The following is a 25,750-nucleotide window of genomic DNA, read 5'->3' on the forward strand; positions in this document are numbered from 1 at the left end:
CGCGGCGCTGTCTAGCAGGTTCGGGCGTTCAGCAAAAACCCGCGCGCGTTGGCGGGGGCCAGCCCCCGCACCCCCGGGATATTTCGACTGAAGCAGACATCCGGGCAAAACCTCGTGCCTGCTTCAGCGGAAATATCCTCCGGGGGGCACGGGGGGCGGAAAGCCCCCCGCCGCTCAGCGAAACAGCACCAGTGCACCCGCCGACCAGGCGACACGGGTGCGGGCACCATATTCGAGTACCGGGCGGCCAAAGACGTTGCGCATCGAAATCCGCACCACCCGGTCAACCCCGTCAAGCCGCACATCGTAATAGGTCATGTCGCCGTAATAGACGACCTCTTCGATGGTGCCGGGGGTTTCGCGGTCGCTCGCAGTCTGGCCTTCATAAAGGATGGTCAGCGTTTCCGGGCGGAAGCCCACGCTCACCGAGCCATCGGCGGCGCGGCCCGAGCCCTGCGCCGCCTCGATTTCGACCTGACCCAACCCCGCCACCTCAAGCTGCACCTGTCCGGCGGTTTCGCCCAGAACCACCGCGGGCAGAAAGTTCATCACCCCGATGAATTCGGCGACGCGGCGCGAATTGGGGCTGCGGTAAAGCGTTTCGGGGTCGGCAAGCTGGGCGATCTCGCCCTCGAACATCACCGCGATGCGGTCCGACATCACCAGCGCCTCTTCCTGGTCATGCGTCACCAGCACGAAGGTAATGCCGACCTGGCGTTGCAGCTTGATCAGTTCGACCTGCATCTGTTCGCGCATCTTCTTGTCGAGCGCGCTCAGCGGTTCATCGAGCAACAACACCTTGGGTTTCAGGATCAACGCGCGCGCGAGGGCCACCCGCTGCCGCTGGCCACCCGAAAGCGCATGCGCGGCGCGCCGCCCGTAGCCCTTGAGGCCCACCATGTCGAGCGCCTCCTCGACCCGGCGCGCCTTGTCGGCAGAGCTCCCCGCCTCGCGCCGCAGGCCAAAGCCGACGTTCCCTTCGACCGTCAGATGCGGAAAGATCGCGTAGCTCTGAAACACCATGTTGGTCGGGCGCTGGTTGGCGGGCACATGTTCCATGTGTTTGCCATCGATCATCACCGCACCAGAGGAAATCTCTTCGAACCCCGCGATGGTGCGCAGAAGCGTGGTCTTGCCGCAGCCCGAGGGGCCGAGCAGCGAGAAGAACTCGCCGGCGCGGATGCTGGCGGTGATACCGCGCAGCGCGTGGTAATCGCCGTAATACTTATGCACATCCTGAAACTCGATCATCGTCGGGCGGTCAGTCACAGGAAGCCTCCGCTATCGGTGCCGCCGGTCTTCGCGATGCCGCGGCGGCGGAAATATTCGGCAATGGTCAGAAGGATGATCGAGGCGGCGACGAGGCAGGTGCCAAGCGCCATGATCATCGGAATCTGTTTCGGGAAACGCAGTTGCGAAAAGATGTAGGTGGGCAGCGTCGGCTCATTCCCGGCAAGGAAGAAGGCGATGATGAATTCGTCAAGCGAGATGGTGAACGACATCAAGAGCGACGAGATGATGCCGGGCATCACCAGCGGCAGGGTGATCAGCCGGAAGGTGGAGAACCTGGTCTCGCCCAAGTCGTAGGCGGCTTCTTCAAGGCTGCGGTCAAGCGCGTTGAAGGCGGTGTTGAGAATGGCGATGGCGTAGGGGGTGCAGATCAGCACATGGCCGAGAATGACGGTAAAGACCGACAGCGTCACGCCAATGCCCAAAAGCACCACCAGCAACGACACCGCAACGATGATTTCGGGCAAGACCAGCGGCAGCATGATCATGCCGATGATCCCCGCCTTGCCGGGAAAGGCGAAGCGCGTTGCCGCGCGGGCGGCAAAGACGCCGAGCGTGGTGGCAAGGATCGAGGATGACACCGCGATGATCAGCGAGTTTTCCACCGCCGTGCGCAGCGTCGCATTGGCCGCCATCTGCCGGAACCACTCGACAGTGAACCCCTTGAGCGGAAAGGCGATGATCGTGCCGTCGTTGAAGGCGAAGACCGGCAAGAGGATGATCGGGGCATAAAGAAACAGCAGGTAAAGGTAGGCGTAACTGCGCAGCGCGGAAAACCTCATTTCTGCACCCGCAGGAACCGGCGGTTGAGGAACAGGAACAGCAGGCTCACCAGGGTCACGATCGCCATTGCCGAAACCGCGATTGCCGAGCCCATCGGCTTGTTGTCGAGATCAAGCATCCGCGCCTGAATGAGGTTGGCGACCATCGGCACCTTGCCGCCGCCGATCAATTGCGGCGTCACATAATCGCCGATGGTCGGGATGAAGACGATCAGCACCGCCGCGACCACGCCGGGCATCGCCAGGGGCAGCGTTACCCGCCAGAAGGTCATCAGCCGCGATTCGCCAAGGTCTTGCCCGGCCTCCAGAAGTGCGCGGTCGATCTTTTCCAGCGCCACGAATATCGGCAGGATGGCAAAGGGCGCGTAGGCATGCGCCAGCGTCACCACGATCGCCTGCACATTATTGAGCATGTTCAAGGGCTGGTCGATCAGCCCGACAATATCGAGCGTCGAGTTGATGACGCCGTTGTAGCCCAGGATCACCTTCCACAGGAACACCCGTATCAGATACGAGGTCCAGAACGGAATGGTGATAAGGAACAGCCAGCGTGATTTCATCGAGCGGCTGACGTTGAACGAGATGTAGTAGGCGATCGGAAAGGCGATCAGCACGGTGGTCAGCGTCACCATTCCCGAAACAAAGAGCGAGCGCAGCAGAATCGCGCGAAACACCGGGTCGGACCAGGTATCGACATAGTTTTGCAGGGTGAATTCACGGATGACGGTAAGATAGCCATCCTTGAAAAACGAAAACGCCACGATCGTCGCCAGTGGTGCCGCGAGCAACAGAACAGCGTAAATCGCGGTGGGGCTGACCAGAACGTAGCCCGAAAACGCCTCGGACCGCGTGAAATTGCGCCATCGTGTCGCTTTTGCCATTGGCCCCCGGACTCCCCGAACCCAGCCGCGCCAAACGCGACATTGGCAAGTTTGCACAAGCAACGCGCCATGAAAAGGGGGCAGTCGCGGGCTGGCTCTGGCCTTGGCCGACACGCAAAGTCGGCCGGTCAAACCGGCAGATCGCCCGGAGGATTGGCAAGCAGACGTGCCAGCGTGGCAAGCGCGCGGTTGAAGCGTTCTTCGCTTATGCCTCCCGCCAGCGCAATGCGCACCGCATTTGGCGCATGGCCATCGACCAAGGCATATTCGTCGGCGGAACGCAGCAGCACGCCCTCGGCTTCGGCCATGCGGGTAAAGGTCGAGGCGCGCCAGCCCGAAGGCAGCCGCAACCACAGAAACGTAAGGCCGGGTTGCCAGGCAAGGTCGTGCTGGCCCAGCGCCGCTACCGCAAGCCCCTGCCGCGCTGTCATCGCCACCTGTGCCGCTACCCGCAGACGCGCCGCTTCGCCCGAAACCAGCAAGCGGGTGACGATGTCGGTCACCGGGCGGGCGAGGCCGAAATAGCTGTGCTGCGCAGCCAGCCGTCCGGTCTCGCCCATCCCGGTCGGGCAGGCAACCATGCCGAAGCGCAACCCCGCCGAAATCGGCTTCGAAAGGCTCGCGACATGCCAGCACCGTTCGGGGGCAAGCGCGCGCAAGGCAGGCAGGCCCGACGATGGCATGGTGTAGCAGTCATCTTCCAGTATCTGCAAATCATGCGCGCGGGCGACGGCGGCGATTTCCTCGCGCCGCGCAAGGCCCATGCGCGCTGTCGTCGGGTTCTGCGCTTCGGGCGCGATGCAGACCACCTGGCCACCGTGGCGGCGGCATGCGGCATCAAGCGCGTCGGGCCGCATCCCTTCGGCATCGAGCGCCACCGGCACCACCTCGGCCCGTTGCAGCCGCGCCGCGTGGCGAAAACCGGGATAGGCGAGCGCTTCGGCCAGCACCACCGGGCGCTCGCCGCGCAGGCAGCACGAAAGCACGATGTTGATGCCATTCTGGCCGCCGTGGGTCAGCACCAGATCTTCCTCGGTCAAAGGCCCGAGGCGGCAGCAGGAAAGCCAGTCGACCACGGCGCGGCGGCAGGCGCTGTCGCGGCGCAGGCCGGGGTATTCAAGGTAATCCGCGCCGATCTGCCCGGCCGCCTCGATCATCACCCGCGAAAGCGCCTCGGTCTGGCCGACATCGGGAAGCTGCGGGCTGCGCAGATCGACCGGCCCAGTCTCGCGGTCGAGGTCGGGCAGGCGGTCGATATGCAACGGTTCGCGCGGGCCAAGGCGCGGGCTGGCAGAAGCCACGAAGGTGCCGCGTCCGACAACGGCGCAGAGCAGCCCTTCCTGCGTGCCGATCTGGTAGGCGCGGGCCACGGTGCCGGGGGTGATGCCCAGCGACCACGCAAGCGCGCGCACCGGCGGCAAGCGGCACCCCTCGGCAAGGCGGCCACCGCGCACGTCTTCACGCAGCGCCCGCAACAGCGCGAGATACTTCGGACCCGTTTGATCGGCCAGATCTGGCCGCCAGTTTGTATCCATGACAATGTTTCTCTGGCAGCCGAAACGCCGCTATTGTATCTTTACATCTAACAGAGTTTCCACGCCTGTATCAATACAAAAGGTGCGCCATGTCCAGCATTTCCCTTACCCGCCCCGCCGACCGGAAGCTTCTTGAATTGCGCGCCCGCTTCCTTGCCTGGGTGGCACGGCACCGCAGCCGTGCGGCGCTGTCGCGGCTCGACGATCACCTTCTTGCCGATATCGGTGTTGACAGGGAATATGCCGACCGCGAAGCATCGCGACCCTTCTGGCAGAAATAGGTTCCGCAGTCCCCTGACGGATCCTTTGCCTCGGCCGGGCTCGTCCCGGCCGCTTTTTTCAGTTGCCGATAACTTCGATCGCGATCGAACGCCGTTTCAACTCGGCGTAAAGCGCGGGCAGCACCCGCACCGCGCCGACCGCAACCGCAAGCGCGTCGCCCAGCGCGTCTTCGCTCGCCACGCCCTGCACCCGCCAGACCATGCGTCGCGCAACACCGTCGTCATAGACGATTTCGGTGTCGCCACGGCGCCCGCGACGCAGCCCGAGAAAATCTACTCCGCCCGAAGGCGAATGAAAGAAGGATTGTGTCATTTCTGCTCGGCCTTGTTGTTCTGCCTCGGCGCAAGCCTGCCTGCGCCCCCGGCACCCGGTCAACACAAAGCTGCGGCCCGCCAGATGCGCGGGCCAAAGCGAGTCTTTCGCGCAACATCGGCCCTGGGGCCGCAGAAGTCAGGGGCCAGATCTGATCCGGCCCCGGAACAATTGCCGCTGAACGCGCCGCCGGGTTCACCTGTTCGGCGTGATGATGATCTCGACCCGGCGGTTGGCTGCGCGCCCGGCAGCGCTGGCGTTCGAGGCGATGGGCTCATAGAAGGCGCGGCCCAGATAGCGGACCCGTGCCGACGGCGTGCCGGTGTTGACCAAGATCTGTGCCACGGCAAGCGCGCGCTGTTCGCTCAGTTGCTGGTTGATCGCCAGAGTTCCGACATTATCGGTATGGCCGACAACCCGAATGCTGGTGTTGGGGTGGTTTTGCAGGCTGCGCGACACCGAGGCGAGCGAGGCGCGGAAATTCTGATGCACGACAGCCGAGCCGAAATCGAAGGTGATCGCTTCCGGCAGGCTGACGATCAGCGCGCTGCCGGTATTCACGATCCCGGCGCTGGTCCCGGCAAGCGACTGGCGCAATTCCCGTTCCTGATTGTCAAGCTGGTTGCCGATTGCCGCACCGATGCCCGCGCCGATCGCACCGCCGATAATCGTGCCCTGAGTGTTGCCGCCGATGATCTGGCCTGCGGCGGCACCGGTAAGACCGCCGATGATGGCGCCGGTTCCAGCCTGATTCTGGGTGCCGTCAACATTGGTGCAGGCACCAAGCGCAAGCGCCGCCGCGGCAATGGCGGCAAGGGGTTTGGGGTATGACATGGCAGTTCCTCCGTTCGGAACGCGGCATGCGGGGCAGTTCCCGCAACCGTCACTTCCAGATTGCAATGACCCTGCGCTTGATCGGGCTCCTTGGGAAGCCTCGGAAACTGCGGAGAGAGGCTTGTCATCGGTGCTGCCCAAAACTGGCTGACGCGGGCCAGACCGGGCTGTGCACAGGGCCTATAAGCTGCCGCCAAGCGCCAGCCGCACCAGTGCAGGCACCGATCTCGCCCCGAGCTTTTCCATGATCGCGGCGCGGTGGCTTTCAACAGTGCGCTGACTGATGTCTAAGTCGAACGCGATGTTCTTGCTTGCCTTTCCCGCCAGCACGGCATCAAGAACCTGGCGCTGGCGCGGCGTCAGCGCCGCAAGCCTCGCGGCGCGCGCAGCCTGCTTTTTCGTGTCGCCGCCTACATCGCGCAGCGTTGCGCCGACAGCTTCGATTCTGGCCAGCAGATCGGGTCCGGAAATCGGTTTTTCGACAAAATCCAGCGCCCCGGCCTGCATTGCCTTGACCGCAATGGCAACATCGCTGCGCCCGGTTATCATGATCGAGGCAAGCGGTTCGGTGCGGGCCTTGATCTGTTCGAGCAGGTCGATGCCGCTGATGCCCGGCAGATAAGCGTCGATCAGCAGGCAGCCGCTGCTGCCGGAAACATAGCCGGCCAGAAATGCTTCCGCAGTGGCATAATCGAATACCTCATGCCCGGCCTCGCGCAACATTTCCCCCAGCGAGGCGCGCAGCGCCTCGTCATCATCGACCAGATAGACCTTTCTGGCCGAAATGGCGGGTTCAGGGCCGGGCTCGGCGGCATCGGATGGCTCGGGCGCAGTCAGGATCGCGGGCAATGGGCCAAGCAGGTCGGTGACGGCTTTGGTCAGTCGGTCAACCGTGACCGGTTTTGCCAGATGCACAACGTCCCGCTGCGAAATGCGCCGCATCGCGAGGGTCGAAATATCGCCGGTCAGCACGATCGCCGGCACTTCGCGCTGAATGGCACGCCGCAATTCCTCGGCAAGCGCGAGGCCATTCAGCCCGCCCGGCAGATTGTAATCGGTCAGCACCAGGTCGGGTGGTGCCGCTGCCTCGGCCACCAGCGCCAGCGCGGCGGGGCCATCTTCGGCCAAAAGCGTCTCATGGCCGCGGTCGCGCAGCAACAGATCAAGCAGTTCGCGCACTTCGGGATCGTCTTCGACGATCAGAATCCGGGCCTTGACCGACATTGGCGCGGCGCGCTTTGGCGCAACCTCGGGCACGGGCAGACTCTGCACTGGCGGTGGCGGCTCAATATTGGCAATCTCGATGGTGAAGACCGATCCACGCCCCGGCACCGAGGCCGCGCCCACCTTGTGCCCCAGGAGGTGCCCGAGCCGCTGCACGATGCTCAGCCCCAGGCCAAGCCCCTTGCTGCGTTCCCGCGCCGGGTTGTTGACCTGTCGGTATTCCTCGAACACCGCCTTGATATCGGATTGCTCAATGCCGATGCCGGTATCCCAAAGTTCAATGACGGTGCCCGCACCGCGACGGCGGCACCCAAGCAGAACCTTGCCCTTGCTGGTATATTTCAATGCATTTGACAGCAGGTTCCGCAGCATCTGCTCCAGCAGATCGGGGTCCGAGTTGACCTCGATGCTACTCGGCACCATGCGCAGCTTCAGGCCCTTTGCCCGCGCGGTATAGGTGAACTCGGCTTTAAGACGCTCGAAGATGTCATTGATGCCGAACACCGACCGTTCCGGCCTGATCGCCCCCGCCTCGATCTGGTTGATGTCAAGAAGAACGTCGAGCATGCGCGCCATTGCCGCCAGCATTTCGCCCAACCGTCCGACGAGGTCACTGGCATGCGCACCCGAAACCGCGTTCATCAGTAGCCCCTGCAAGATCACCATGGTCTGCAACGGCTGGCGCAGATCGTGGCTGGCGACCTCAAGAAACCGGGTCTTGGCGGCATTCGCGTGCTGGGCAACACGTTCGGCTGCCGCCAGAGCTTCGTGAATTTTCCGTCTTTCGGTAACTTCGGCATAAGTAATGACAACCCCTGCGACGCGCCCGGTGGCGGTCTTGTAGGGCAGAACGCGGCGGCCGAACCAGCTACCTGCCTGCGCCTCGATCTCGCGTTCAACCACGGGTTCGCCCGCAAGCACCTTGCGCGCATCCGCCAACAACGTGCTGTCGGACGAAAGCGGCGCAAGATCCGCCAGAGGTCGGCCCACGTCACCCGCGCGCAGACTGAAAAGCATCCGCGTGGCGGGGGTGAAAAACCGGATGTTCAGCTCCGGATCGAGAAACAGCGTGGCGACATTGGTGCTGTAAAGCACGTTTTGCAGGTCATCCGAGGCGGTGCGCTGTTTTTCGAGCGTTTCCTGCAACTGGCTGTTGAGCGCCGTCAGTTCTTCGTTCAGCGATTGCAGTTCTTCCTTCGAGGCAAGCAGTTCTTCGTTCGCAGCCTGATATTCCTCGGTGACCGAAAGCGCGTCCTGACGCAGCGCCGCATGCTCCTGTCGCGCGCGATCAAGCTCGCCGAGCGCTCCGGCGAGGTCTGCGGCAAGCACGGCGGGGTCGGTTTCGGGCCTATCCAATGCGGTTTTTCCTTGATCCGGACTTGCTGCGCGCCGTCGCGCCTTCGGGCCGAGGGAGGGTGCCACAGCTTCGTGGTGTTCGGGCGGCTGACGCAGCGGCACGGCGGCAGCTTCAATTGGCGCGAAACTTCCGGGCAGCAAAAGCGCATTGCTGCCGGATGGCCGCAACGGACGATGATTGCGGTAAAGGCGTGCGGCATCGGAAACGGTCTGAAACCGCCGGTCGGGCGCGCCAGCGGTTTCGGCCTTGCCCAAAAGCATCAGCCCGCCGTCTCGCAACGCAAGATGAAAAACCTCCAGCAGCCGGTCCTGCGCTTCCGGCGCGAGATAGATCATCAGGTTGCGGCAGCTCAACAAATCCAGCCGAGCAAAGGGCGGATCGGCGAGAACGTCATGCTGCGCGAAGGTGACCACCGCCCGCAGCGCAGGCGCGACCCGGAACCCCGCCCCTTCGGCGGTAAAATGCTGCGCGAGGCGGGTTTTGCTGATGCCGGTGGTGTCGAGGTAGAAGCCATCGCGCGCCTGCGCCAAGGCATGTGCATCGGCGTCGGAGGCGAAGATCTGCACCGCAGCGGGCAGCCTTTCGGCCTCGAACACCTCGTGAAACAGCATCGCGAGGCTGTACGCCTCCTGGCCCGTGCTGCAACCGACAACCCAGACCCGGATCGGCTGCGGTCCGGGGTGATTGCGCACCAGCGCGGGCAGGATATCGGCCTTCAGAAGCTCGAACACCTCGGCGTCGCGGAAAAACGAGGTGACATTTATCAAGAGATCCTGGGCCAGCAGGTCCAACTCGGCCCGATCAGTTTGCAGCAGTGCCAGATAGGCCGGCAAGTCGCCCTCCGCAAGCGACAGCAGACCGATGCGATGCTCGATCCGCCGTTGCACGGTGCCGGGCTTGTAAAGCGAAAAATCGTGCCTGGTGTTGCGGCGCAGCAGCTCGATGATCGCGGCGCGGACGTCTGCGGTTGGGTTCGCGGGCGCAAGCCCTGGCACGGTTTGCGCCTGCGCCATCAACGCCGCGGCCAGCCCGGTAAGCGGGGCGATGAGCGTGGCCTGACCGGTTGCAATCGCGCTGCGGGGCATGCCGTCAAACGCGGCTTCCTGCGGATCCTGCACCAGCACCGATCCACCCGCCGCGCGGATCGCGCCAAGTGCTGCGCTTCCATCCGCGCCGGTGCCGGTCAGCACCACCGCCACCGCGCGCGGCCCAAGTTCGGCCGCCATCGAGCGCAAGAGATGGTCGAAAGGCAGCCGCAAGACATGCCCGCCGGGGGCGGGGGCAAGATGCAGCCCGCCGTTTGCAAGCGAAAGCAGCGTGCCGGGCGGGATCAGATAGAGGTGATCAGGCTCAAGGCGCATGCCCTCTGCCGCTTCTGCCACCCTTAGCCGCGTGTGCCCGGCCAGAAGTTCGGCCATCAGGCTGGCGTGCCCCGGGTCCAGATGCTGGATCAGGATGAATGCCATTCCGGTCTTGCCAGAAAGTGCCGCAAGCAAGCGCTGGCACGCCTCCAGACCGCCCGCCGAAGCACCGATGCCGACAACCGGGAAGCCGGGTCGATTCCGTTGAGGTCTGAAATTTGCCATCGGTTTCGTCGCGCGCTCTGCTTTTCAAGGGGGTTCAGCCCTGCGGCACCGCGCAGGCTTCGGCACTGAACCAGAGATTGCGCAGGATAGCATGCGGGGAGCCCAAACACCTAACTTTCGCGCGGTTTCCGCCACCGGCGGGTTTTCGCCTCTGGGTACATCCCGAGCCTGTCGCAATTTCACGCGAGCGCCGTAGCCTAGGCATAGTATCGATACCGGTTTGGTGTCGGTTATCGCGTTTGCCTGAAGCAGGAGAAATCGCCATGAACATGAACAAAGCCCGCAAACCCGCCTCGAATTTGCCCGTTGCGGCGGGCGAGGTCATCAAATCACTCGATTCCGCGGCGCAAACCGTCACCCTAGCCAGCGGCAGGGTTTGCAGGTGCAAGACCAGCGTGCAGCTTTCCCAATTCAAGCCGGGCGACACGGTGAGACTGACCTTTGTCGAGTCCAATGGCGAATCCCTTTGCAGCGAAATGGCCCGCGTCGCCTAGCAAAGCCGGGGCGGCGGCCGGTGTGAAGTGCGCCGACAGTCCATGCGTATTTCCCGAGTCTGCCGTCGATGCCCGAACCGGGTCATGCTTTTCAAGTGTTCTGGTGCTGCGCTTTCTGAGTCTCTCCGTCCCTCGGAGACCGCATCTGTCCAGCAGCCCCGGAACACACCCCTCGCGCAAACGCAGCACTGCGCACCGGTGCCAGCGGCGCAAGGGCGCGACTTTTCTTGAAAGGAGTCCGCCATGAGCATCGGCACGATCCTGATCATCATTCTCGTTCTCGCCTTGCTTGGCGTGGTCCCGACATGGCCGCACAGCGCCAGTTGGGGCTATGGCCCGTCGGGCGTCCTCGGCATCATCATCATCGTGGTGCTGATCCTGGTTCTGACCGGAAATATTTAAGGCTTGCGCTCGCCTAGCCTTGTTCAAGCAGCCTGCCCCGCAATGCCGCGGGGCCAAGAAGGAACACAATCATGGATACGAAAAACACCTCCAAAGAAATGGAAAACCTGCCGGAATTCAAGGCGATGATGGCCGATCTTTCGGCCTTGCGCGCCGATGTCGCGCTGCTTGCCGGGCATGTGAAAGCAAGCACTGTCAGCGCCGCTGAAGCGGCTGCGGGGCAGGTCAGCGCCGAGGCCACCAAGCTGATGGGCAGCGTGGCCAACGCGGGCAAAAGCTCGGCCAAGGCGGTGGAACGGCAGATTGACGCGCACCCGCTGGTCAGCCTGCTGCTGGCGTTCAGCCTTGGTTTCATCGGCAGCCGCCTGATCGCGAAATGACAACCCCCGGAGGCCGGAAAATGGAATATCCCCTCGCTCAGGCGCTCTATCAGCGCATCCGGCAGCGGGCTTTCGTTCTGGCCAACGAGGCGCGTCGGGTTGCGCTGGATGCAGCGGCAGTTGGGGTCGCGGCGCTTTTCGCGCTCGCCGCTGTCGGTTGCGCCGTCGCGGCACTCTGGCTGGCACTCGCGCCACTGATCGGCGCGGCGAGCGCAGCGCTTGCGGCCGCTGCCGCGTTGCTTGTGGCAGCTGCGGCGGTGCTTTGGCTGCGCCGGTTCGTGGCGCGCGCGCACGCCCGGCGGGCGGTAGTTCCACCCCCAGCAGGACCAGACCTTGCCGATGCCGCCCTCGAGGCATTTGGTGCCAACCGATATGCATTGCTGCTCGGCGCAGTTGCCGCAGGTGCCGCAATTGCCGAAAGGCGGCGCGACGGCTGAGCCCACAGAGCCCGGCTGCACACCATCCTTTGCGTTACGATCTTGCGCCCCGGCGCGCAGGGCACTGCTTTGTTCTTTGGCCTGATCCGGCCCGATTAAGGAGTTCCGACATGTTGACCCAGACCCGGACCGCCGAGTTTTCGGCGGGGATCATCACCGCCATGCCGAGCCTTCGGCGCTTTGCCCTGTCACTTTGCCGCACCGCCGACGGCGCTGACGATCTGGTGCAGGAAACCCTGGCAAAGGCCTGGGCGGAACAGGCGCGGTTCTTGCCGGGCAGCAATCTGCACGCCTGGCTATTCACCATTCTGCGCAACAGCTTTCTCAATCAGCGGCGCAAGCTGAAACGCGAAGTGCAAGATGTCGATGGCGTGTTTTCGGCGCGTCTGCACAGTGCCCCGGCGCATGACGGGGCGCTTGACCTTCGCGATTTTCGCACCGCACTCGCCAAGCTGCCCAAGGTGCAGCGTCAGGCGCTGATGCTGGTCGGCGCGCTCGGGCATTCCTACGATGATGCCGCAACGCTGTCGGGCAGCGAAAGCGGCACGATCAAAAGCCGGGTTTCACGGGCGCGGCGGCAGCTTCTGGACCTGCTTCAGGTTGCCGGACCCATGGACTTTGCCCCGTGCCCGTCTGCGACCGCGCCGCGTTTTGCCTATATCTGAAGCTTGCGCTTGCCAGATCAGGCTCAGCCGCCGATGCGCATCGCACCCAGGTTGCCGATCACGCCGAACACCTGCAACAGCCAGATCACCACGCCGACGACAACGACGACGTTGAGGATCTTCTTGATCTTGGCATCCATCGGCAGGTAATTGTTCACCAGCCAGAGCAACATCCCCACGGCGATGAGAACGATCACGAGATTGATTACGGGCATGGGTGTTTCCTCTGAGATTTGTGGATGGGCGGCCCCGGTTTTCAGGGCCGCCCTTTTGCATGCTTCAGCTCAGCGCAGGATATAGACGACCTTGCGCGTCGGCGTTTCGACCAGAACCGGCACGCCGTTGACGTAGATGTAGGAATAGTCGCTGCCCGGAACCGGGTAGAGCGTGACGGGCTCGGGAATGCCCGCGCCAACGACGACTTCGCCGTCAAGGTAAACGGTTTCCACCGGGTTGCTCTGCACATAGGTGACGTATTGCGGATCGGGGTCGGTAACGGCAGCAACGCCAACTGCGGCACCGATGATGCCGCCGATCACCGCGCCAACCGGGCCCGCGATCAGCGCCCCGGCAAGGGCACCTGACGCGCCGCCAGCAAGTGCGGCGTCATCTGGGTTTTCGGTGTAGGTGACGGTGTTGAGCACCACTTTCGGCCCCGCAAGGGTAAGCGCCATCGGTGCGTTGTCGACGTTGGCGGTCAGATAGCTTCCCGACGCCCAGCCTTCGACACCCGCGTAGCTGACTTTGCACCAGACCGCGGCCTCAAGGCAGCCATCCACCCGCACCGTTTCATTGGCCGGGATGACGCCGCGGATCTTGTAGGTCGGGCCAGGCCCGGCGCGCAGGTTTAGGTCGGTCCAGGCGGTCGCCTGGGTCTCGGCCATAGCCACAGAAGCGAGCAGGATGCCAGCCAGCGAGAGAGCCAGTGTTTTCATGACGGTCATTCAGTTTCCTTTCATCCGGCGGCCAGTCGCCCAAAGCTGTCGCGCTGACCTGCTACCAAAGGCACAACACCAAGGGGCCCCGGATCGTTCCATGCAACCTGCCACCACCACTTGCGCCCCTGCGACGCCGCCGGGAACCAATTCGGCCGCCGCGTGTTGATCTGGGGAATATGCAACTTCGCTGCGCCAGGGCCCTGCCCGCAAGTCGCACTCGGCACAAAGGTGAGAACACCATGAAACTCGGAATTTTCAAATCGACCACTGCGCTTGTCATGACTCTGTCGCTGTTTCAGCCCGTCGTCGCCGTGGCACAGGAGCCGGTGATACCTGAGTGCACGCCGGAATTGCTGCGCGATGCCGTGCCCTGCCTTGACCCGGTCACCAAGCTGCTGGTGACCGCGCCCGAGCTTGGGAAAAACGGCAAGCCGGTGAAACCCGGCAAGCCTGAAAAGCCCGGCGAGGCCGCCCGCGCCGAGGCCTTGGCGCAGGCGCTTGCCGCAGCAGCCGCAGCCGAAGCAGAGGAAGCCGCGGCAAAGGCGCTTGCCGACGCCGCAAGGGCCGAAGCCGACGCCGCCAAGGCCGAGGCGGCGGCAACCGCCGAGGCAGCAACCGCAGCGCGCGCCGAGGCCGAGGCAGCCACCGCCGCCGCCGAAGCAAGCGCCGCCGCAGCCGCGACAGCCGCCGCAGACGCCGCCGCACTGGCCGAGGCTACCGCCGCCGCCGTCGCGGCCGAAGCGGCACGTTTGCGGGCTGCCGAAATCGAAGCTGCGGCTGCCGCCGAGGCAGAGCGCGCGAAGGCCGCCGACAATAGCGCCGCCGCGGCAGCAACCGCGCGCGAAGCCGCCGCGGGCAAGGCCGCGCGTGCCGCGGCGAAAGCTCTGACCGAGCAGGAAGCCGCCGAAGCCGCCGCAATGCAGGCCGCCGCCGACGCCGCGCGCAAAGCCGCCGAAGCCGCTGCCATCCTGCAGGCAGAAACCACTGCAGTTCCCTGCAACCCGTTGATCGCAGGCGCTATCTGTGACGATCCTGTTGGCGGCGCGCCGCGCACCAGCGTGCCGGATGTGCCAGTTGTCGCCGTTGAAACCGAGGCCGCCAAAGCCGCAGATACGGCGGTGCCCGAAGCCGAGGTCGTGACCCGCACCATCTCCGAGGCTGACACCCGCTCCAGTCGGCAGGAGTTCGACAACACCGTAAGCGCCGCGCCAAAGGCCGATGACAAGGGGCTGACAAACCTCGAAAAGGCAGGTCTGCTTCTGCTTGGCGCGGTGGTGGTCGGGGCGATCCTCAAGAACAACGAAAGAGTGGTCGCCAACACCGGTGACCGTGTCGTGGTGCAGGATGAATTCGGCGGCTATCGCATCTACAAGGATGATGACGTGCTGCTGTTGCAACCCGGCGCAACGGTGCGCACCGAGACCTTTAGTGATGGTTCGACCCGAACCTTCGTTCTGCGCGCCGACGGCACCCAGATCGTGACCATCCGCGATGCCGAAGGGCGGGTGCAGCGGCGGGTGCATATCGGTGTGAACGGGCTGGAAACGACCCTGATCGACGATACCCGGGTGGTGGAAACGGTGGATCTGCGCACCCTGCCGCAGCCCGAACCGCGGCAGTTCGACTTTGCCGAAAGCACTGACCGTGACGCGCTGCGCGCGGCGCTGCTCGCCGCGGATCTGCGCCAGATCGACCGCTCGTTCAGCCTGCGCCAGATCCGCGACATCCGCGAAGTGCGCGAACTGGCGCTGGAGATCAACCTTCAGGCGATCACCTTCGAGACCAACTCGGCGGCTATTCCGCCGATCCAGGCCGAACGGCTGCGCCAGCTTGGCACCCTGATGGCCGACCTCGTGGCGCAAGACCCGCGCGAAATTTTCCTGATCGAAGGCCATACGGATGCGATCGGCGAGCCTGCCTATAACCTCGCATTGTCAGACCGCCGGGCCGAGACCGTCGCGCTGGCGCTTGCGGAGTACTTTGGCGTGCCGCCCGAAAACATGGTGGTTCAAGGCTACGGCGAGCAATTTCTGAAAATCCGGACACTCGACGCAGAGCGGCTGAACCGCCGGGTCGCGGTGCGCCGGATCACTGGCTTGCTCAACTAGGGTCAGTCTGGCCGAAACCGAAACCGGGGCGCGGTTGCCGCACGAAAGCGGCAGCCGCGCCCCGGAGTTTTTTGGGCCAAGGGGGGGGCCATCAGAGCCTGCGCGCCGCGCGGCTGCGCCAGAGAAACCTTGCATTGCCAATCACATATCGCCGAAAGAGCCGCCTTGGTTCCCGCATCAGGCGAAACAGCCATTCCATGCCGATGGCGCGCATCCAGCGGGGTGCCCGTGGATGCCGCCCTGCAACGAAATCCAGAATCGCGCCGCCACAGATCAGCAGTTGCGCGGGTTTTTGCGGCGACTGCCTGCGGATATGCGCCGCGACACGCTCCTGCCGCGGCATTCCCATTGCCAGAAGCACCACCCGCGCCGGATTGCGCGCGAGCGTATCGGTGTAAACCTCGATCGGTTCAAACCCGTTTTCCCGCGCGACAATGTTTTGCCCCGCTGCCTCAAACGCTGCGGCCGCACGGCCGAGCCAAGGCTCCGCCGTGCCGAACAACGCCAGTTCGCGGCCAACCGAGGCGGCGAGCAATTTGGGGATGAAGTCGGTGCCGCTCAGGTTCAGCCCCGGCTCGCGGCCTGAAAGGCGAAAATGCAGCTTGATGCCGATCCCGTCACGCAGCAGGACATCGGCATCCATGAAGGCACGAAATGCCTCGGCGCTTTCCCAGACCAGATTGAACGACTGGGCGTTGACAAAGGCAACCGTGGTAACGCCATCACGCGCGAGCAGCCGCACCATGAGCGCCTGCAAGGCGGCTTCATCGGGCACAACTTCAATGCGTGCGATCAGCGCGGCAGCGCGCAAGGCCGCATCACGTTTCAGGGTCACGCCATCGGCTCCTTTGCGCGCTTGCCCTTCGGTGCCCAATCAGGCCTCCAGGGTCGGCAGGTTGCTGGCTTTGCGCAGTTGCGCGCGGATCCCGCGCCGGTAGGGTTCAAGGTTCGCTTCCGCCATCGCCGCAGCCGCCTGCGCCGAAGCGCGCATTTCGGGCAGCCGCGCAAGTGCCGCAAGGCAGGCCTGCGCCGCCTCGTCCTGCCCGGAAGTCTTGAGGTCAATGGTGAAGGGATAGTTGAGCGAGGTGAAAAGCCCCTGAAACTTCGGGCTGTAGCTGAGCGGCACGCAGGCGACGCCGCTTGAAACCGCGGCAATTGCAGCGTGCATGCGCGCGGCGATCACCAGATCCATCGCGGCGATGAAGGCCTTGGCTTCGCGCGCGTCGCGGAACTGGGGTGCGAGCCTGATCTTCGGGCTCGCCGCTGCCAGCGCGCGTGAAACCACAAGGTCGCTTTCCCGCCCCTCGGACCCGATCCGAAAGACATGTGGCACCAGCCAGAGCACCAGATCGGGCCGCACCGCGAATGCCGCGACCAGCGCATCGGTCAGCGCCCGGTAATCGAGCGACAGACCGAACTGGTTTTTGCCGCTGTAGCCGCCCGCGTAGAGCAAGCCCGAGACATTGATCGCCACATGCATCTTGCCCGGTTCCAGATGCGGAAAGGTCACCGGCCACTCCGGTAGCGGCGGTAGCGCAAAGGCGACATCGGTGGCAATCTCCAGCGCCTGCGCCCGCTTCGGCCGCATCAGCGCGCGGGCCCGGTCAGCCGAAGGCACGTCACGGGCGAACACCAGCGCCGAACGGCTCAACGCAGCCGCGGCGATCGCCCGCGCCCAGAAGGCGTTAAACGGACCATAGGTCTGCGGGCTCAACACCAGACGGCGGCGCATCTGCGGCACAAGAAATTTCAGCCCGGCAACCTTGGCAAAGCGTTTGACGCCATAGATATCGGAAAAGCTGTCACCCTCGCCGATATCGAAAACCAGATCGCAGGCCGCCAGTTTTCGCCGCACCTGCGCGGCCCGGCGGAGCGCCGAAACCTCGACATATTCGTAGCCTGTGGCAGCCTCGGGCGAGGTAAGGCGGTGATCGCCGCGCGGCCCGAACAGGATGAAGCGAAGCCCCTGCCCCGGCAGCACCTCGCGCGCCGCATCTTCGATCAGCCGCATGTTGGCATCGCTCAGCGCGCCTACACCAAGGTTTCCCGAAATGAAACTGTGCCACAAAAGCCCGATCGTCAGCATTTCGCCCAAACCAATTCGCCAGACCCCCATACCGCCGTGGCAGGTGGGGAACAATCTCCGCCTGCCCCGCTTGCCGCGACCTCTGAAGCCAGATTGCCGAACCGGGCGCATCCGGGCAAGCGCAGCAGCGACAGCATCACCAGCTACTGGCAATCGGTGCTCACCCCCGGCGAGATTGCCTTTTGCAATGCCGAGACCGCGGCGCTTCATGCCGAAATCCGGGCGCTGCTGCACACCTGAGCGCCCGGCCTTCAATCCTTGACCCCCCAGCGACGCTTTTTCAGCCACAAGAGCGCGCGCATTGCCGCCCAACGCGGGCCGCCCCGGCGAAAATGCTTGTTGATGAATACCTTGAGGCTTTCCGCTTTCAACCGCGCGACATCGGGAGAGGCCTTGCCCGCGCCGCCCCAACCAAATTCGTGAATCACCGGCGTCACGCCCAGTTGCGCCACCCCCCAGCCGCTTTTTCTGGCCTCGATGCAAAGATCCTCGTCTTCGCCGTAAAGAAACATCGCCGGGTCGAAACCGCCCCCGAGATCAGCCCGCACCGCCTCGCGCAAGATAAGCGCCGCACCGCAGACCCAATCGACCTCGCGGCTTTGCGGCAGCGGGAAATCGCCGCCCGCATGGGTCTGCAGGAAGCTCCGCGCCATGGGCAACCGACGCAGGCCCGCCCGGAGCCAGCCAAGCCGCTGCGAAACCGCGACCGCGCGCGCCAGTCGCGGCACAGCAAGGACCTGAAGCACCCATTTGAGCGGCCCGGTAAAGGCATAGGCCGCAGTCTGCGGGCGCAGGTCCGGGAACACCAGCGGCAAACCCGCAACGCCGATTTCCGGCTGGGTCTCCAGAATGTCCAGCGCTTCGTCAAGGCTGTCGCCCTGCAGCCGGGCATCAGGGTTGTGCAGATAGTAATAGCGCGCCGGTGCCGCCTGCATGCCCAGATTGTTGCCCCGCCCAAACCCGAGGTTCTCGGGGCTGCGCAGCAACCGCACCTCGGGAAACTCGGCAAGGATGATCGCTGCGGTGTCATCCTGCGAGGCGTTGTCCACCACCACCAGCTGCGCGCCGTACCGCTGCGGCCGGTGCCACCGCAGGCTTTCCAGACAGTCCCGCACCAGGCCCGCGGAATTGTAGGTGACGATGATGATGGTCAGGTCCAAGGCGCACCCTGCTCAGCAGGATCGCGGGCGGTGGATCCGCGGGCAATGGGCGCGACGCTGGCAGCACGCAAATTTGCTCGATCCTGACCTATAATGCCCACATGCTTCGCCGTATGAAAAACCAGCCAAGCTTGGATGATGTAATGCAGAGGATGAAGTGTAAAGATCGACAAGATCACCATAAAGGCGTTTCCCGCTGCAACTGAAAGCGTCAGCCCGGCAAACAGGCCGAGTGTTTTTTCCCGTGCCAGACGCTCGCGCGCGCGGCGCGAGAGAAGCAGCGCGATTGGCGGCAGCAGCACCGCCATTTGCAGCGACACAAACAAGGTTGCCCCGGGGTAGCCAGAGGCGAGCAAGACGCTCAGATACCAATTATCAATCGTCGCAAGATTGGCGTCCCACAAGCGCATCGAACCTTCGCCGTATCGCATCGCCTCGGCGAGGGAGTGTATCGCGCCTGATCCTTGGCCAAAGCCGAGCCATGGGGCACTTTCGATTGCCAGGATGCCGTTGTGAATCTGCGCCGCGCGCACATAATCTTCAAACACTCCGCGCCCGGTTCGCTCTTCGACGAATGCAACGACAGCGGTCATGGCCAGAGGGAAAAGCGGCCATAGCAGGTGCCCGAAATTGATGCTGCGCCCGGATCGAACAAACCACAGCCCCCTGAAAATGAAGTAGAATGCCAATTCTGACGCCATCAGAACACCAGTGGTGCGTGAGCCGGTCATAGCACCACAGATGATCAGCGCTGCGGCAACCATGAGCGCAGCACGTCGCCGCATGAACCTTGCATCCAGAAACAGGAAGATCGGAAGCAACAATGTTACAAAGTTGCCAAGCGTCAGCGGGTGTTCGAAGGTACCCTTGGTACGAAGCACCCCGAGCCTCTGGATCGCCGCATTAGCCGTTGCAACATCAGCTGAATCCGGGGCCAAGGCGGTAAATGGATTGGTGCCCGTGGCAATTTCAAATGCCACGACGGCAAGCATCCAGAAAGCGCTCATGCGGAATATCCGCAGAGCTTCCGTTTCCATGTCTTGGCGCAGAAAGCTGCCATAAAAGAGGATGAAAACGAAAGCATTGCTGATGAGTTCATTGACAAAGATGTATTTTGCTACTGCCACGCCGGAGAAGACTGCCGCGAGTGCGCGCCAGAAAAAGAAGAGCACAAGCAGCGTCAATATCAAAGGCCGCTGCGCTGCGAGGCTTTCGAGCGCAGGACCAACGACGCCACGAAGAATTCCGAGCCCCACGAGCAAAAGCAACAGCGCCAGCAGTGCGCGCTCGACGTTGATCTGCACGTTGGCCGCAATTTCTGGCCCGATGTAGAACGGAATACATAGCAGCGCAAAAAGATAGAAACGGACGAGACTCACGCGCCTGCTCCCCATCCGCGCAAGCGCTGCGCAAGAAGCCTGCGCAGGGTCGCGGCATAGCCCCAGAGGCGGCCTTTCAGCGGCAGGTCACGCTGGTATCCTGCAAGTGCTGCGGCGTTGTAGCGGGGCAGCGCGTGGCCCATGGTGCGAAACGCCAGTACCCGCATGGCAAGCTGGCGGCGGCGGTCGATCTGGCCGGGCTGCATGCGGTCGATCTCGCGGATATCAAGCGGCGAGGCCTGCAAGACCCCGGCGGCAACGGCCTCGGTGTAAAGCGCCTGCCCCGCCGCGGTGCGCGTCAGCAACAGGCTGCGGCCCTCCGCTTCGGCAAACAGCGGATAGCCGTTCGCATCGCCATACCAGGCATCGGCGGCGACCAGATCGGCGGCCTCGCCAATGCCATCGGGGCAGACCTTGCACAAGCTATGCAGATGGCGGCGCAGCACCCTGCCCCAGCTTTCGGCATAGCTGCATGTGCGGGTGCTGCCGTCGGCCAGTTCGGCGCGGGTTTCGCCGGGCCAGCCATTGCCGCGGTGGCGAAAGCGCAGCACATCTTCCGGCTCTCCTGCCTTCATTTCGCGCAGCAGGGCGCGGTTTCCCGCGTCGCTTGGCGTACCGGCGCAGAAGAACGAAAGCAGCAGCGGCACATCGAGCACATCGCCCGCCGCAAGCGCGCGGCGCAGGGTGGCGATGTCGCAGGGGCGGGCAATCACCGCGTGTGGCCCGGGATTTTCGCGTAGCCGGGCGAGTGCCGCCAGCGGCGCGGCCGGGGCATATTTCGACCCTGCCGCTGCAAGAATGGTGCCCGGATCCGAACTGCTCGCGGACCGGGTGCCGATCGGGTAGCCCGGATCATAGCTGGTAACGAGGACGCTTTTTACCCTGCCGCTCTCGATCAGCCAACGCGCAAGCGCCGTCAGCACCCCGCCGGATGCGCCTGCATGCCGGGTTGCGGGGTCGGTGGCCCAGGCAGTCGCGACGCTGAAAGACCGGCCCCATAGCCGGTCATCGACGGCCCCGGCGGGGCAAGGATCGGTCAGCGGCGCGGGCACAACCATGTCTCCCGCCAGCCCCGGGCAGGCGGCGCGCACCCGCGCCTCGGCTTGCGGACCCAGCGCAAATGCTTCGGGTCCGGGTTCAAGAAACCCTGCCCGCGAAAGCCCCATGCCGCCGCCGCCGAGCGAGGCGCAATAGCCGCAGCCAATGCACAGACCGCTTTGGCAGATGGTTCGGGCGACGGACATGCGGGCTTCCTTCTACGGGCCGGAAATGGGTGCTGCCTTGATCATTCAGACGATCGGCGTTCCGGGAAGCGACGCGGGGTCATAAAACCAGTCCGGGCGCAGCAGAAGTTTGAAAAGCCGCGCGAAAATCCTGAGGGTCCTGTTCATGTTCGTGCCCACCCGAGCTGGCGTTTCAACAAAAGCAGAAGCCCCGACGCGCTTGCCAACGCGCCAAGCAGGGCGGCCAGTATCATGCCGCGCGCGCTGAACTGCGTTGCCAATACCGGCGCGAGCGCCGCGAATGCAGCGAGGCCTGCCAGGTTGATCATCGCGCGCTGTCTTTGCAGCCCCAGCGACGTCGCCATGATCCCCAGCGACGATGCCACATAGCGCGCGCCGACGAGCGTCCCAAAAAGCCACATGTACCCGCGAACCGGCGCATAAGCCTCGGTGTAGACCAGATCGACGATGGCGGGGCCGAGGCCCGCCAGCAGTACGAATGCCGCCAGCCCGATGCCCGCTTGCACGGCAAAGAACCGCAGCGCGGTTGGGTGCCACTGCGCCGGTGTCGCGGCAAGGCGCGACAGCCTTGGCAGCATCACGTTGTTGAAAGGCTGCGCGGCCAACCCGGCCCCCAGCGCGATCTTCTGACCCGCCTGATACAAACCCACGATGAGCGGCGGGGCCACCGCCGCAAGAACGGCCACGTCCAGAAAGCCGAAACCGCGCTGCGTGAACGCATCAAGCAGATAGGCCAGTCCGGCGCGCAGTTCGGCACCGACCGATGCCAACGAAAAACGCTCGGGCACCAATGCAAACTGCCGCCGCCAACTGAGTAGCGTCAATGCCGCATAGGCGGCCCCGATCGCGGCAATCACCAGCGCAAAAGCCAGCGGCGTTGCCGACATCGCATAAAGCCCCAGCGCCAACAGCGCGCCCGACGCATTCGCAGCAAACTGGTTCGCGGCATCGCGTCCGTGGTGGCCGCGCGCCCGGAGCATCGCGGCGAACACATTGCCGAAGGAGAGAAGCACGATCCCCGCCCAGATCGCCGCCAGCACGCAAGGATCAAGCCCGATTGCCCAGGCGGCGGTGAACAAGGTCGGCGTCAACACCGAAAGGAGCACAACCTTGGCATGCATTACCCGCAGCGGAAGCCCGCCACAGTGCGTTGCCAGTGCATCTGTTTCGCGCAGCAGGCGGGGCGGGTAACCAAAATCGAAGACCAACCCGGCAAGAGATGCAAGCGCATAGACCAGCGCGAAAATTCCGAACTCCTCCGGGCCGAGGCTGCGCGCAATGAGAATGAAGATGACGATAGTGCCTAGAACACTCGACAGAATTCCAAACCAGCTCTGCACCAGGTGAATAGTCACTTGGCGGGTTTGGTGGTTGTTCATCTAGGCCCGTTTCCCGGAATTGCGCCTGCGGACCGATCCGCCAAATTCACCGGAACAGTAGCGCATGCGCCGCTTTCAGGCAACCGCTGGCACAAGGCCCGGTTGTATTCCATTTTTCCGGATCGCCGAGGGATCGGGGCTGCTCGCCAGCGCCGAGCGCCCGTATGACGGTTACAAAAACACAAACCAAAAAGGGGCACCGTGAGGGTGCCCCCAATCGGGATTGGGCATTTGGTCAGGCTACGTCGGCTTCAATCGCCAAGGTCGAGTGGGGCCAAACCCATGGCCGCAAGCGCTTGGGCGGGGGCCATACCGGTGAGCACCCAGATTGCTGTCGGTTCGACAGCCACCTGACCGCCCGGTGTGGGTTCGGACCAGAAAACCAGCCGCTCCTGTGCCGCCATCGCCGCGGCAAGGTCGCAACCCCAGGCAGGCTCGGTCAGGGTGCCCGCGGCCAGTTCCAGCCACAGCGGATCAGCCTCTTGCGCCGCGCAGGCAAAGCGCGCGCCATTCGCGCTTTGCCAGATCGCGCTTGCGAAAGTGCGATCATCATCAACGCCGCTGCCAATGCAACGCATCAACTGATTGGCCTCTACAATCAGGGCCTCGGGGCAGGCGATCGTGATCCTCATAGCGTCACCCCTGCCCTTCTTGCCAGATAGCCTTCGACACTGGCTATTTCTGCGGCACTTGACGCCACCCCGCGAACGCAAAGCCCGTAGTGGTTGCCCAGGAAAGGCCGCGCGCCAACCACCTGCTTGCCGATATAGATCGGGGCGTTGGCGAAGGTGCCGGTGCCTTGGGTTGCGCCGGTCTGTCGGCTGTAGCCGTTCGCGCGAAGCGTCAGCGATGGCGCGCCAATGTCGATCAGAGTGGTGACAACGCCCGTATGCGGCGTGGCATGGCTTGGTTCGTTGTCGCCGATGAACGCGGCAACCGTGCCGCGCGAGCCGACCTTGTACTGCGATGCATCGATGTGGCTGCGCAGCGCCATGCCGCCATCTTCGCCAGGCCCCAGCCCCGCCAGGGCCGCAATCGTTCCTTCCGTCAGCCCGAGCTTACGCACCGCCGAAAAGACGCTCAGCTTGTTGGTTCCGCTGAAGTCGATCGCGGCGCTTGCGAGGCCATCGTCAACCCCGTCAAACTCCAGCCAGTGCAGTCCACCGCCGGTGCGGTATATCGGTCGCGCCGAAGCGACCGGCTGACTGGCGTGGTTGCCATTGCCGGACTTGTCGCGCATCAGCGCCACCGGCTGGCCTGCCGCAGTCACCGGCACCGTGCCTGCAACGTCCTGAAACAGCGTGGACAGGTCTGCGGGATCATACCACGCGCCCGGCTCACCGCTGGCGAACAGCTTGCCCGGATGCCACCCCCGCTGCGGCCTGTGCGGTGCCGAGGTAAAGGAAAAGTCGCAGGTGAACTTCATGCAAGCACCAGCGCATGAATGCCCGTTGCGGTGGTACCGGTGGCCCTGACGCGGCTCACGCCGACCGCCAGCACTGAAAAATCCGCAACCTTGACGGTTCGGGTCTGCCCGGCGACGGTGACGATCACCAGGTTGCCGCCGGTCTCGACATACATTGCCGGGGCGACCATTGGCAAATCCACGCTGTCGCTTGGGGTAACCGGCAGAATGTCGGTGGCGGGTCCGCCCAGCGAAAGTGCACGGTTTTTGAACGGGTTCACGATGATGCTCCTGAAAGTTGAGGCGCGGCGATGCACGAGGGTGCAAACGCAGGGCTCGCGGGTGAAAACGACCCCGACCTTCCCAGCAATCCGCGCCAAAATTGCTATGCGGGCGCGCGCTGCCAGCGCCCGCAACGTCAGGATTTCAGCAATAACCCGGTGTCTTGGCCTTGCAGGAAGGGCGGAACAGGCCCGGTCAGGGTCGCCGCGCTGCTTCACCCTTTTGCCGCCTCCCTGCCAAGCGCCGCTTGCCGCCGCGTCGGCGAACCGCTAGATTTGCCCGATGACCCCGCTTGTTGACCCCTTTGGCCGCGCGATCAGCTACCTGCGCCTTTCGGTTACCGATCGCTGCGATTTTCGCTGCACCTATTGCATGGCCGAACACATGCAGTTTCTACCCAAGCGCGACCTGCTGACGCTTGAGGAGTTGGAACGGCTCAGTTCCGCCTTCATCGGGCTGGGGGCGCGCAGGCTGCGCATCACCGGCGGCGAACCTTTGGTGCGCAAGGGCATCATGACGCTGTTCCGGTCACTGTCGCGGCATCTGGCGACGGGCGCGCTTGACGAATTGACGGTAACCACCAACGGCTCGCAACTGGCGCGTTATGCGGCGGAATTGGCGGAATGCGGGGTGCGGCGGGTGAATGTGTCGCTCGATACGCTTGATGCCAAAAAGTTCGCTGAAATCACCCGCTGGGGCCACCTGCCGCAGGTGCTTGATGGCATTGCCGCTGCGAAAGCTGCGGGGCTTTCGGTCAAGATCAACGCGGTGGCGCTCAAGGGCTTCAACGAGGACGAGCTTTTCACCCTCATCGAATGGTGCGCCGCCGAAGGCCACGACCTCACCTTCATCGAGGTGATGCCGATGGGTGAGTTTGGCGAGGCGGTCCGGCTCGATCAATACTGGCCGCTTTCGGATCTGCGCGCCCGGCTGGCGACGCGCTACACGATCAATGCCTTGTCCGAGCGCACCGGCGGTCCGGCAAGCTATGTGCGGCTTGCTGAAACCGGCCAGAAAATCGGCTTCATCACGCCGCTTACGCATAATTTCTGCGAAAGTTGCAACCGGGTCCGCGTCACCTGCACCGGCGAGATGTTCATGTGCCTTGGCCAGGAAGACATGGCCGACCTGCGCGCGCCACTTCGCGCCGACACCGACGATACGCTGCTGGTTGCCGCAATCCGTGCCGCCATTGCCCGCAAACCCAAAGGCCATGATTTCGACTATTCGCGCGCCCATGTTGGCGGTGCAATCAGCCGCACGATGAGCCATACTGGCGGTTGAGGCCCATCGCGGCACTGACATGGG

The 25,750-nt window shown here is 64.0% G+C and carries 27 protein-coding genes; 9 read left to right on the forward strand and 18 right to left on the reverse strand.

The features are described from left to right. Positions 1 to 174 precede the first annotated feature (174 nt). The 4 genes from Q8J98_RS12045 to Q8J98_RS12060 all read right to left on the reverse strand — a co-directional run bounded on the left by Q8J98_RS12045 (position 175) and on the right by Q8J98_RS12060 (position 4,488). Positions 175 to 1,251 (reverse strand): ABC transporter ATP-binding protein, encoded by a 1,077-nt coding sequence (locus tag Q8J98_RS12045; RefSeq protein WP_305294599.1) that lies wholly within the window; start codon positions 1,249 to 1,251, stop codon positions 175 to 177. Positions 1,252 to 1,265: 14 nt separating this feature from the next. Continuing rightward, positions 1,266 to 2,072, reverse strand: coding sequence for an ABC transporter permease (locus Q8J98_RS12050; RefSeq protein ID WP_305183154.1), 807 nt, complete (start codon positions 2,070 to 2,072; stop codon positions 1,266 to 1,268). Further along, a complete protein-coding gene (locus Q8J98_RS12055; protein WP_305183153.1) occupies positions 2,069 to 2,953 on the reverse strand; it encodes an ABC transporter permease in 885 nt (294 codons plus the stop codon). The genes Q8J98_RS12050 and Q8J98_RS12055 overlap by 4 nt, the downstream gene beginning before the upstream one ends. A 128-nt stretch (positions 2,954 to 3,081) precedes the next feature. Further along, complete coding sequence (locus Q8J98_RS12060; RefSeq protein WP_305294562.1) at positions 3,082 to 4,488, reverse strand: PLP-dependent aminotransferase family protein; 1,407 nt, start codon at positions 4,486 to 4,488, stop codon at positions 3,082 to 3,084. 89 nt (positions 4,489 to 4,577) lie between these two features. Between Q8J98_RS12060 and Q8J98_RS12065 the strand changes: the two genes are divergently transcribed. Beyond that, a complete protein-coding gene (locus Q8J98_RS12065) occupies positions 4,578 to 4,769 on the forward strand; it encodes a DUF1127 domain-containing protein (RefSeq protein ID WP_305183151.1) in 192 nt (63 codons plus the stop codon). A gap of 58 nt (positions 4,770 to 4,827) precedes the next feature. Here the strand turns inward: Q8J98_RS12065 and Q8J98_RS12070 are convergent, their stop codons facing one another. From Q8J98_RS12070 to Q8J98_RS12080, 3 genes are all read right to left on the reverse strand, one after another. After that, positions 4,828 to 5,082, reverse strand: coding sequence for a hypothetical protein (locus Q8J98_RS12070; protein WP_305183150.1), 255 nt, complete (start codon positions 5,080 to 5,082; stop codon positions 4,828 to 4,830). A gap of 195 nt (positions 5,083 to 5,277) precedes the next feature. Then, entirely contained in the window at positions 5,278 to 5,916 is a 639-nt protein-coding gene (locus Q8J98_RS12075) for an OmpA family protein (protein WP_305183149.1), read from the reverse strand. Positions 5,917 to 6,096: 180 nt separating this feature from the next. Further along, on the reverse strand, positions 6,097 to 10,083 hold the full coding sequence (locus Q8J98_RS12080) for a chemotaxis protein CheB (protein WP_305294563.1): 3,987 nt from the start codon (positions 10,081 to 10,083) through the stop codon (positions 6,097 to 6,099). 263 nt (positions 10,084 to 10,346) lie between these two features. On the opposite strand from Q8J98_RS12080, the gene Q8J98_RS12085 reads away from it, so the two are divergent. From Q8J98_RS12085 to Q8J98_RS12105, 5 genes are all read left to right on the forward strand, one after another. Next, a complete protein-coding gene (locus Q8J98_RS12085) occupies positions 10,347 to 10,577 on the forward strand; it encodes a hypothetical protein (protein ID WP_305294564.1) in 231 nt (76 codons plus the stop codon). Between the two features lie 243 nt (positions 10,578 to 10,820). Beyond that, positions 10,821 to 10,979, forward strand: coding sequence for a DUF3309 family protein (locus Q8J98_RS12090; protein ID WP_305183146.1), 159 nt, complete (start codon positions 10,821 to 10,823; stop codon positions 10,977 to 10,979). A 71-nt stretch (positions 10,980 to 11,050) separates the two neighbouring features. Then, positions 11,051 to 11,359, forward strand: coding sequence for a hypothetical protein (locus Q8J98_RS12095; RefSeq protein ID WP_305294565.1), 309 nt, complete (start codon positions 11,051 to 11,053; stop codon positions 11,357 to 11,359). A gap of 20 nt (positions 11,360 to 11,379) precedes the next feature. Then, positions 11,380 to 11,796 (forward strand): hypothetical protein, encoded by a 417-nt coding sequence (locus Q8J98_RS12100; RefSeq protein ID WP_305294566.1) that lies wholly within the window; start codon positions 11,380 to 11,382, stop codon positions 11,794 to 11,796. Positions 11,797 to 11,906: 110 nt separating this feature from the next. Continuing rightward, on the forward strand, positions 11,907 to 12,461 hold the full coding sequence (locus Q8J98_RS12105; RefSeq protein WP_305294567.1) for a sigma-70 family RNA polymerase sigma factor: 555 nt from the start codon (positions 11,907 to 11,909) through the stop codon (positions 12,459 to 12,461). A gap of 23 nt (positions 12,462 to 12,484) precedes the next feature. Here Q8J98_RS12105 and Q8J98_RS12110 read toward each other — a convergent pair whose 3' ends face one another. Together Q8J98_RS12110 and Q8J98_RS12115 are read right to left on the reverse strand one after the other, a co-directional pair. Then, the gene (locus Q8J98_RS12110) at positions 12,485 to 12,676 is read right to left on the reverse strand and encodes a Thivi_2564 family membrane protein (protein ID WP_305294568.1); all 192 of its coding nucleotides are present in this window, start codon (positions 12,674 to 12,676) and stop codon (positions 12,485 to 12,487) included. A gap of 69 nt (positions 12,677 to 12,745) precedes the next feature. Further along, positions 12,746 to 13,405, reverse strand: coding sequence for a DUF1236 domain-containing protein (locus Q8J98_RS12115; protein WP_305294569.1), 660 nt, complete (start codon positions 13,403 to 13,405; stop codon positions 12,746 to 12,748). Positions 13,406 to 13,638: 233 nt separating this feature from the next. Here Q8J98_RS12115 and Q8J98_RS12120 point away from each other — a divergent pair, with 233 nt between their 5' ends. After that, positions 13,639 to 15,507 carry an OmpA family protein gene (locus tag Q8J98_RS12120; protein ID WP_305294570.1) on the forward strand — a complete coding sequence of 623 codons (1,869 nt, stop codon included), beginning with the start codon at positions 13,639 to 13,641 and terminating at the stop codon, positions 15,505 to 15,507. Positions 15,508 to 15,598: 91 nt separating this feature from the next. Here the strand turns inward: Q8J98_RS12120 and Q8J98_RS12125 are convergent, their stop codons facing one another. Together Q8J98_RS12125 and Q8J98_RS12130 are read right to left on the reverse strand one after the other, a co-directional pair. Continuing rightward, positions 15,599 to 16,342 carry a WecB/TagA/CpsF family glycosyltransferase gene (locus Q8J98_RS12125; protein WP_305294571.1) on the reverse strand — a complete coding sequence of 248 codons (744 nt, stop codon included), beginning with the start codon at positions 16,340 to 16,342 and terminating at the stop codon, positions 15,599 to 15,601. Positions 16,343 to 16,381: 39 nt separating this feature from the next. After that, positions 16,382 to 17,647 carry a polysaccharide pyruvyl transferase family protein gene (locus tag Q8J98_RS12130; RefSeq protein ID WP_305294572.1) on the reverse strand — a complete coding sequence of 422 codons (1,266 nt, stop codon included), beginning with the start codon at positions 17,645 to 17,647 and terminating at the stop codon, positions 16,382 to 16,384. A gap of 39 nt (positions 17,648 to 17,686) precedes the next feature. On the opposite strand from Q8J98_RS12130, the gene Q8J98_RS12135 reads away from it, so the two are divergent. Then, positions 17,687 to 17,833 carry a hypothetical protein gene (locus tag Q8J98_RS12135; protein WP_305294573.1) on the forward strand — a complete coding sequence of 49 codons (147 nt, stop codon included), beginning with the start codon at positions 17,687 to 17,689 and terminating at the stop codon, positions 17,831 to 17,833. 11 nt (positions 17,834 to 17,844) lie between these two features. On the opposite strand, the gene Q8J98_RS12140 is transcribed toward Q8J98_RS12135, so the two are convergent. The 7 genes from Q8J98_RS12140 to Q8J98_RS12170 form a co-directional block, all read right to left on the reverse strand. Further along, on the reverse strand, positions 17,845 to 18,753 hold the full coding sequence (locus Q8J98_RS12140; protein WP_305294574.1) for a glycosyltransferase family 2 protein: 909 nt from the start codon (positions 18,751 to 18,753) through the stop codon (positions 17,845 to 17,847). Beyond that, the gene (locus tag Q8J98_RS12145; protein WP_305294575.1) at positions 18,744 to 20,132 is read right to left on the reverse strand and encodes a hypothetical protein; all 1,389 of its coding nucleotides are present in this window, start codon (positions 20,130 to 20,132) and stop codon (positions 18,744 to 18,746) included. Before Q8J98_RS12145 ends, Q8J98_RS12140 begins: the two co-directional genes overlap by 10 nt. Then, entirely contained in the window at positions 20,129 to 21,376 is a 1,248-nt protein-coding gene (locus tag Q8J98_RS12150) for a Coenzyme F420 hydrogenase/dehydrogenase, beta subunit C-terminal domain (protein WP_305294576.1), read from the reverse strand. Before Q8J98_RS12150 ends, Q8J98_RS12145 begins: the two co-directional genes overlap by 4 nt. 143 nt (positions 21,377 to 21,519) lie before the next feature. Beyond that, the gene (locus Q8J98_RS12155; protein WP_305294578.1) at positions 21,520 to 22,755 is read right to left on the reverse strand and encodes a lipopolysaccharide biosynthesis protein; all 1,236 of its coding nucleotides are present in this window, start codon (positions 22,753 to 22,755) and stop codon (positions 21,520 to 21,522) included. Between the two features lie 251 nt (positions 22,756 to 23,006). Further along, complete coding sequence (locus Q8J98_RS12160; RefSeq protein WP_305294579.1) at positions 23,007 to 23,387, reverse strand: hypothetical protein; 381 nt, start codon at positions 23,385 to 23,387, stop codon at positions 23,007 to 23,009. Further along, on the reverse strand, positions 23,384 to 24,181 hold the full coding sequence (locus Q8J98_RS12165; RefSeq protein ID WP_305294580.1) for a hypothetical protein: 798 nt from the start codon (positions 24,179 to 24,181) through the stop codon (positions 23,384 to 23,386). The genes Q8J98_RS12160 and Q8J98_RS12165 overlap by 4 nt, the downstream gene beginning before the upstream one ends. Then, positions 24,178 to 24,441 (reverse strand): hypothetical protein, encoded by a 264-nt coding sequence (locus Q8J98_RS12170; protein WP_305294581.1) that lies wholly within the window; start codon positions 24,439 to 24,441, stop codon positions 24,178 to 24,180. The genes Q8J98_RS12165 and Q8J98_RS12170 overlap by 4 nt, the downstream gene beginning before the upstream one ends. Before the next feature lie 283 nt (positions 24,442 to 24,724). Between Q8J98_RS12170 and moaA the strand changes: the two genes are divergently transcribed. Then, entirely contained in the window at positions 24,725 to 25,726 is a 1,002-nt protein-coding gene (gene moaA / locus Q8J98_RS12175) for a GTP 3',8-cyclase MoaA (protein ID WP_305294582.1), read from the forward strand. The last annotated feature ends 24 nt before the right edge of the window (positions 25,727 to 25,750 follow it).

Source organism: Phaeovulum sp. (assembly GCF_030684035.1).
Lineage (GTDB): Bacteria > Pseudomonadota > Alphaproteobacteria > Rhodobacterales > Rhodobacteraceae > UBA6213.

Bases quoted from the DNA above. Each gene is read 5' to 3' on its own strand.
- Q8J98_RS12155 (WP_305294578.1), bottom strand. From the start codon at position 22,755: ATGAACAACCACCAAACCCGCCAAGTGACTATTCACCTGGTGCAGAGC.
- Q8J98_RS12085 (WP_305294564.1), top strand. From the start codon at position 10,347: ATGAACATGAACAAAGCCCGCAAACCCGCCTCGAATTTGCCCGTTGCG.
- Q8J98_RS12110 (WP_305294568.1), bottom strand. From the start codon at position 12,676: ATGCCCGTAATCAATCTCGTGATCGTTCTCATCGCCGTGGGGATGTTG.
- Q8J98_RS12070 (WP_305183150.1), bottom strand. From the start codon at position 5,082: ATGACACAATCCTTCTTTCATTCGCCTTCGGGCGGAGTAGATTTTCTC.
- Q8J98_RS12060 (WP_305294562.1), bottom strand. From the start codon at position 4,488: ATGGATACAAACTGGCGGCCAGATCTGGCCGATCAAACGGGTCCGAAG.
- Q8J98_RS12055 (WP_305183153.1), bottom strand. From the start codon at position 2,953: ATGGCAAAAGCGACACGATGGCGCAATTTCACGCGGTCCGAGGCGTTT.
- Q8J98_RS12095 (WP_305294565.1), top strand. From the start codon at position 11,051: ATGGATACGAAAAACACCTCCAAAGAAATGGAAAACCTGCCGGAATTC.
- Q8J98_RS12120 (WP_305294570.1), top strand. From the start codon at position 13,639: ATGAAACTCGGAATTTTCAAATCGACCACTGCGCTTGTCATGACTCTG.
- Q8J98_RS12080 (WP_305294563.1), bottom strand. From the start codon at position 10,083: ATGGCAAATTTCAGACCTCAACGGAATCGACCCGGCTTCCCGGTTGTC.
- Q8J98_RS12160 (WP_305294579.1), bottom strand. From the start codon at position 23,387: ATGAGGATCACGATCGCCTGCCCCGAGGCCCTGATTGTAGAGGCCAAT.
- Q8J98_RS12150 (WP_305294576.1), bottom strand. From the start codon at position 21,376: ATGTCCGTCGCCCGAACCATCTGCCAAAGCGGTCTGTGCATTGGCTGC.
- Q8J98_RS12100 (WP_305294566.1), top strand. From the start codon at position 11,380: ATGGAATATCCCCTCGCTCAGGCGCTCTATCAGCGCATCCGGCAGCGG.
- Q8J98_RS12165 (WP_305294580.1), bottom strand. From the start codon at position 24,181: ATGAAGTTCACCTGCGACTTTTCCTTTACCTCGGCACCGCACAGGCCG.
- Q8J98_RS12045 (WP_305294599.1), bottom strand. From the start codon at position 1,251: ATGATCGAGTTTCAGGATGTGCATAAGTATTACGGCGATTACCACGCG.
- moaA (WP_305294582.1), top strand. From the start codon at position 24,725: ATGACCCCGCTTGTTGACCCCTTTGGCCGCGCGATCAGCTACCTGCGC.
- Q8J98_RS12065 (WP_305183151.1), top strand. From the start codon at position 4,578: ATGTCCAGCATTTCCCTTACCCGCCCCGCCGACCGGAAGCTTCTTGAA.
- Q8J98_RS12050 (WP_305183154.1), bottom strand. From the start codon at position 2,072: ATGAGGTTTTCCGCGCTGCGCAGTTACGCCTACCTTTACCTGCTGTTT.
- Q8J98_RS12075 (WP_305183149.1), bottom strand. From the start codon at position 5,916: ATGTCATACCCCAAACCCCTTGCCGCCATTGCCGCGGCGGCGCTTGCG.
- Q8J98_RS12090 (WP_305183146.1), top strand. From the start codon at position 10,821: ATGAGCATCGGCACGATCCTGATCATCATTCTCGTTCTCGCCTTGCTT.
- Q8J98_RS12115 (WP_305294569.1), bottom strand. From the start codon at position 13,405: ATGACCGTCATGAAAACACTGGCTCTCTCGCTGGCTGGCATCCTGCTC.
- Q8J98_RS12105 (WP_305294567.1), top strand. From the start codon at position 11,907: ATGTTGACCCAGACCCGGACCGCCGAGTTTTCGGCGGGGATCATCACC.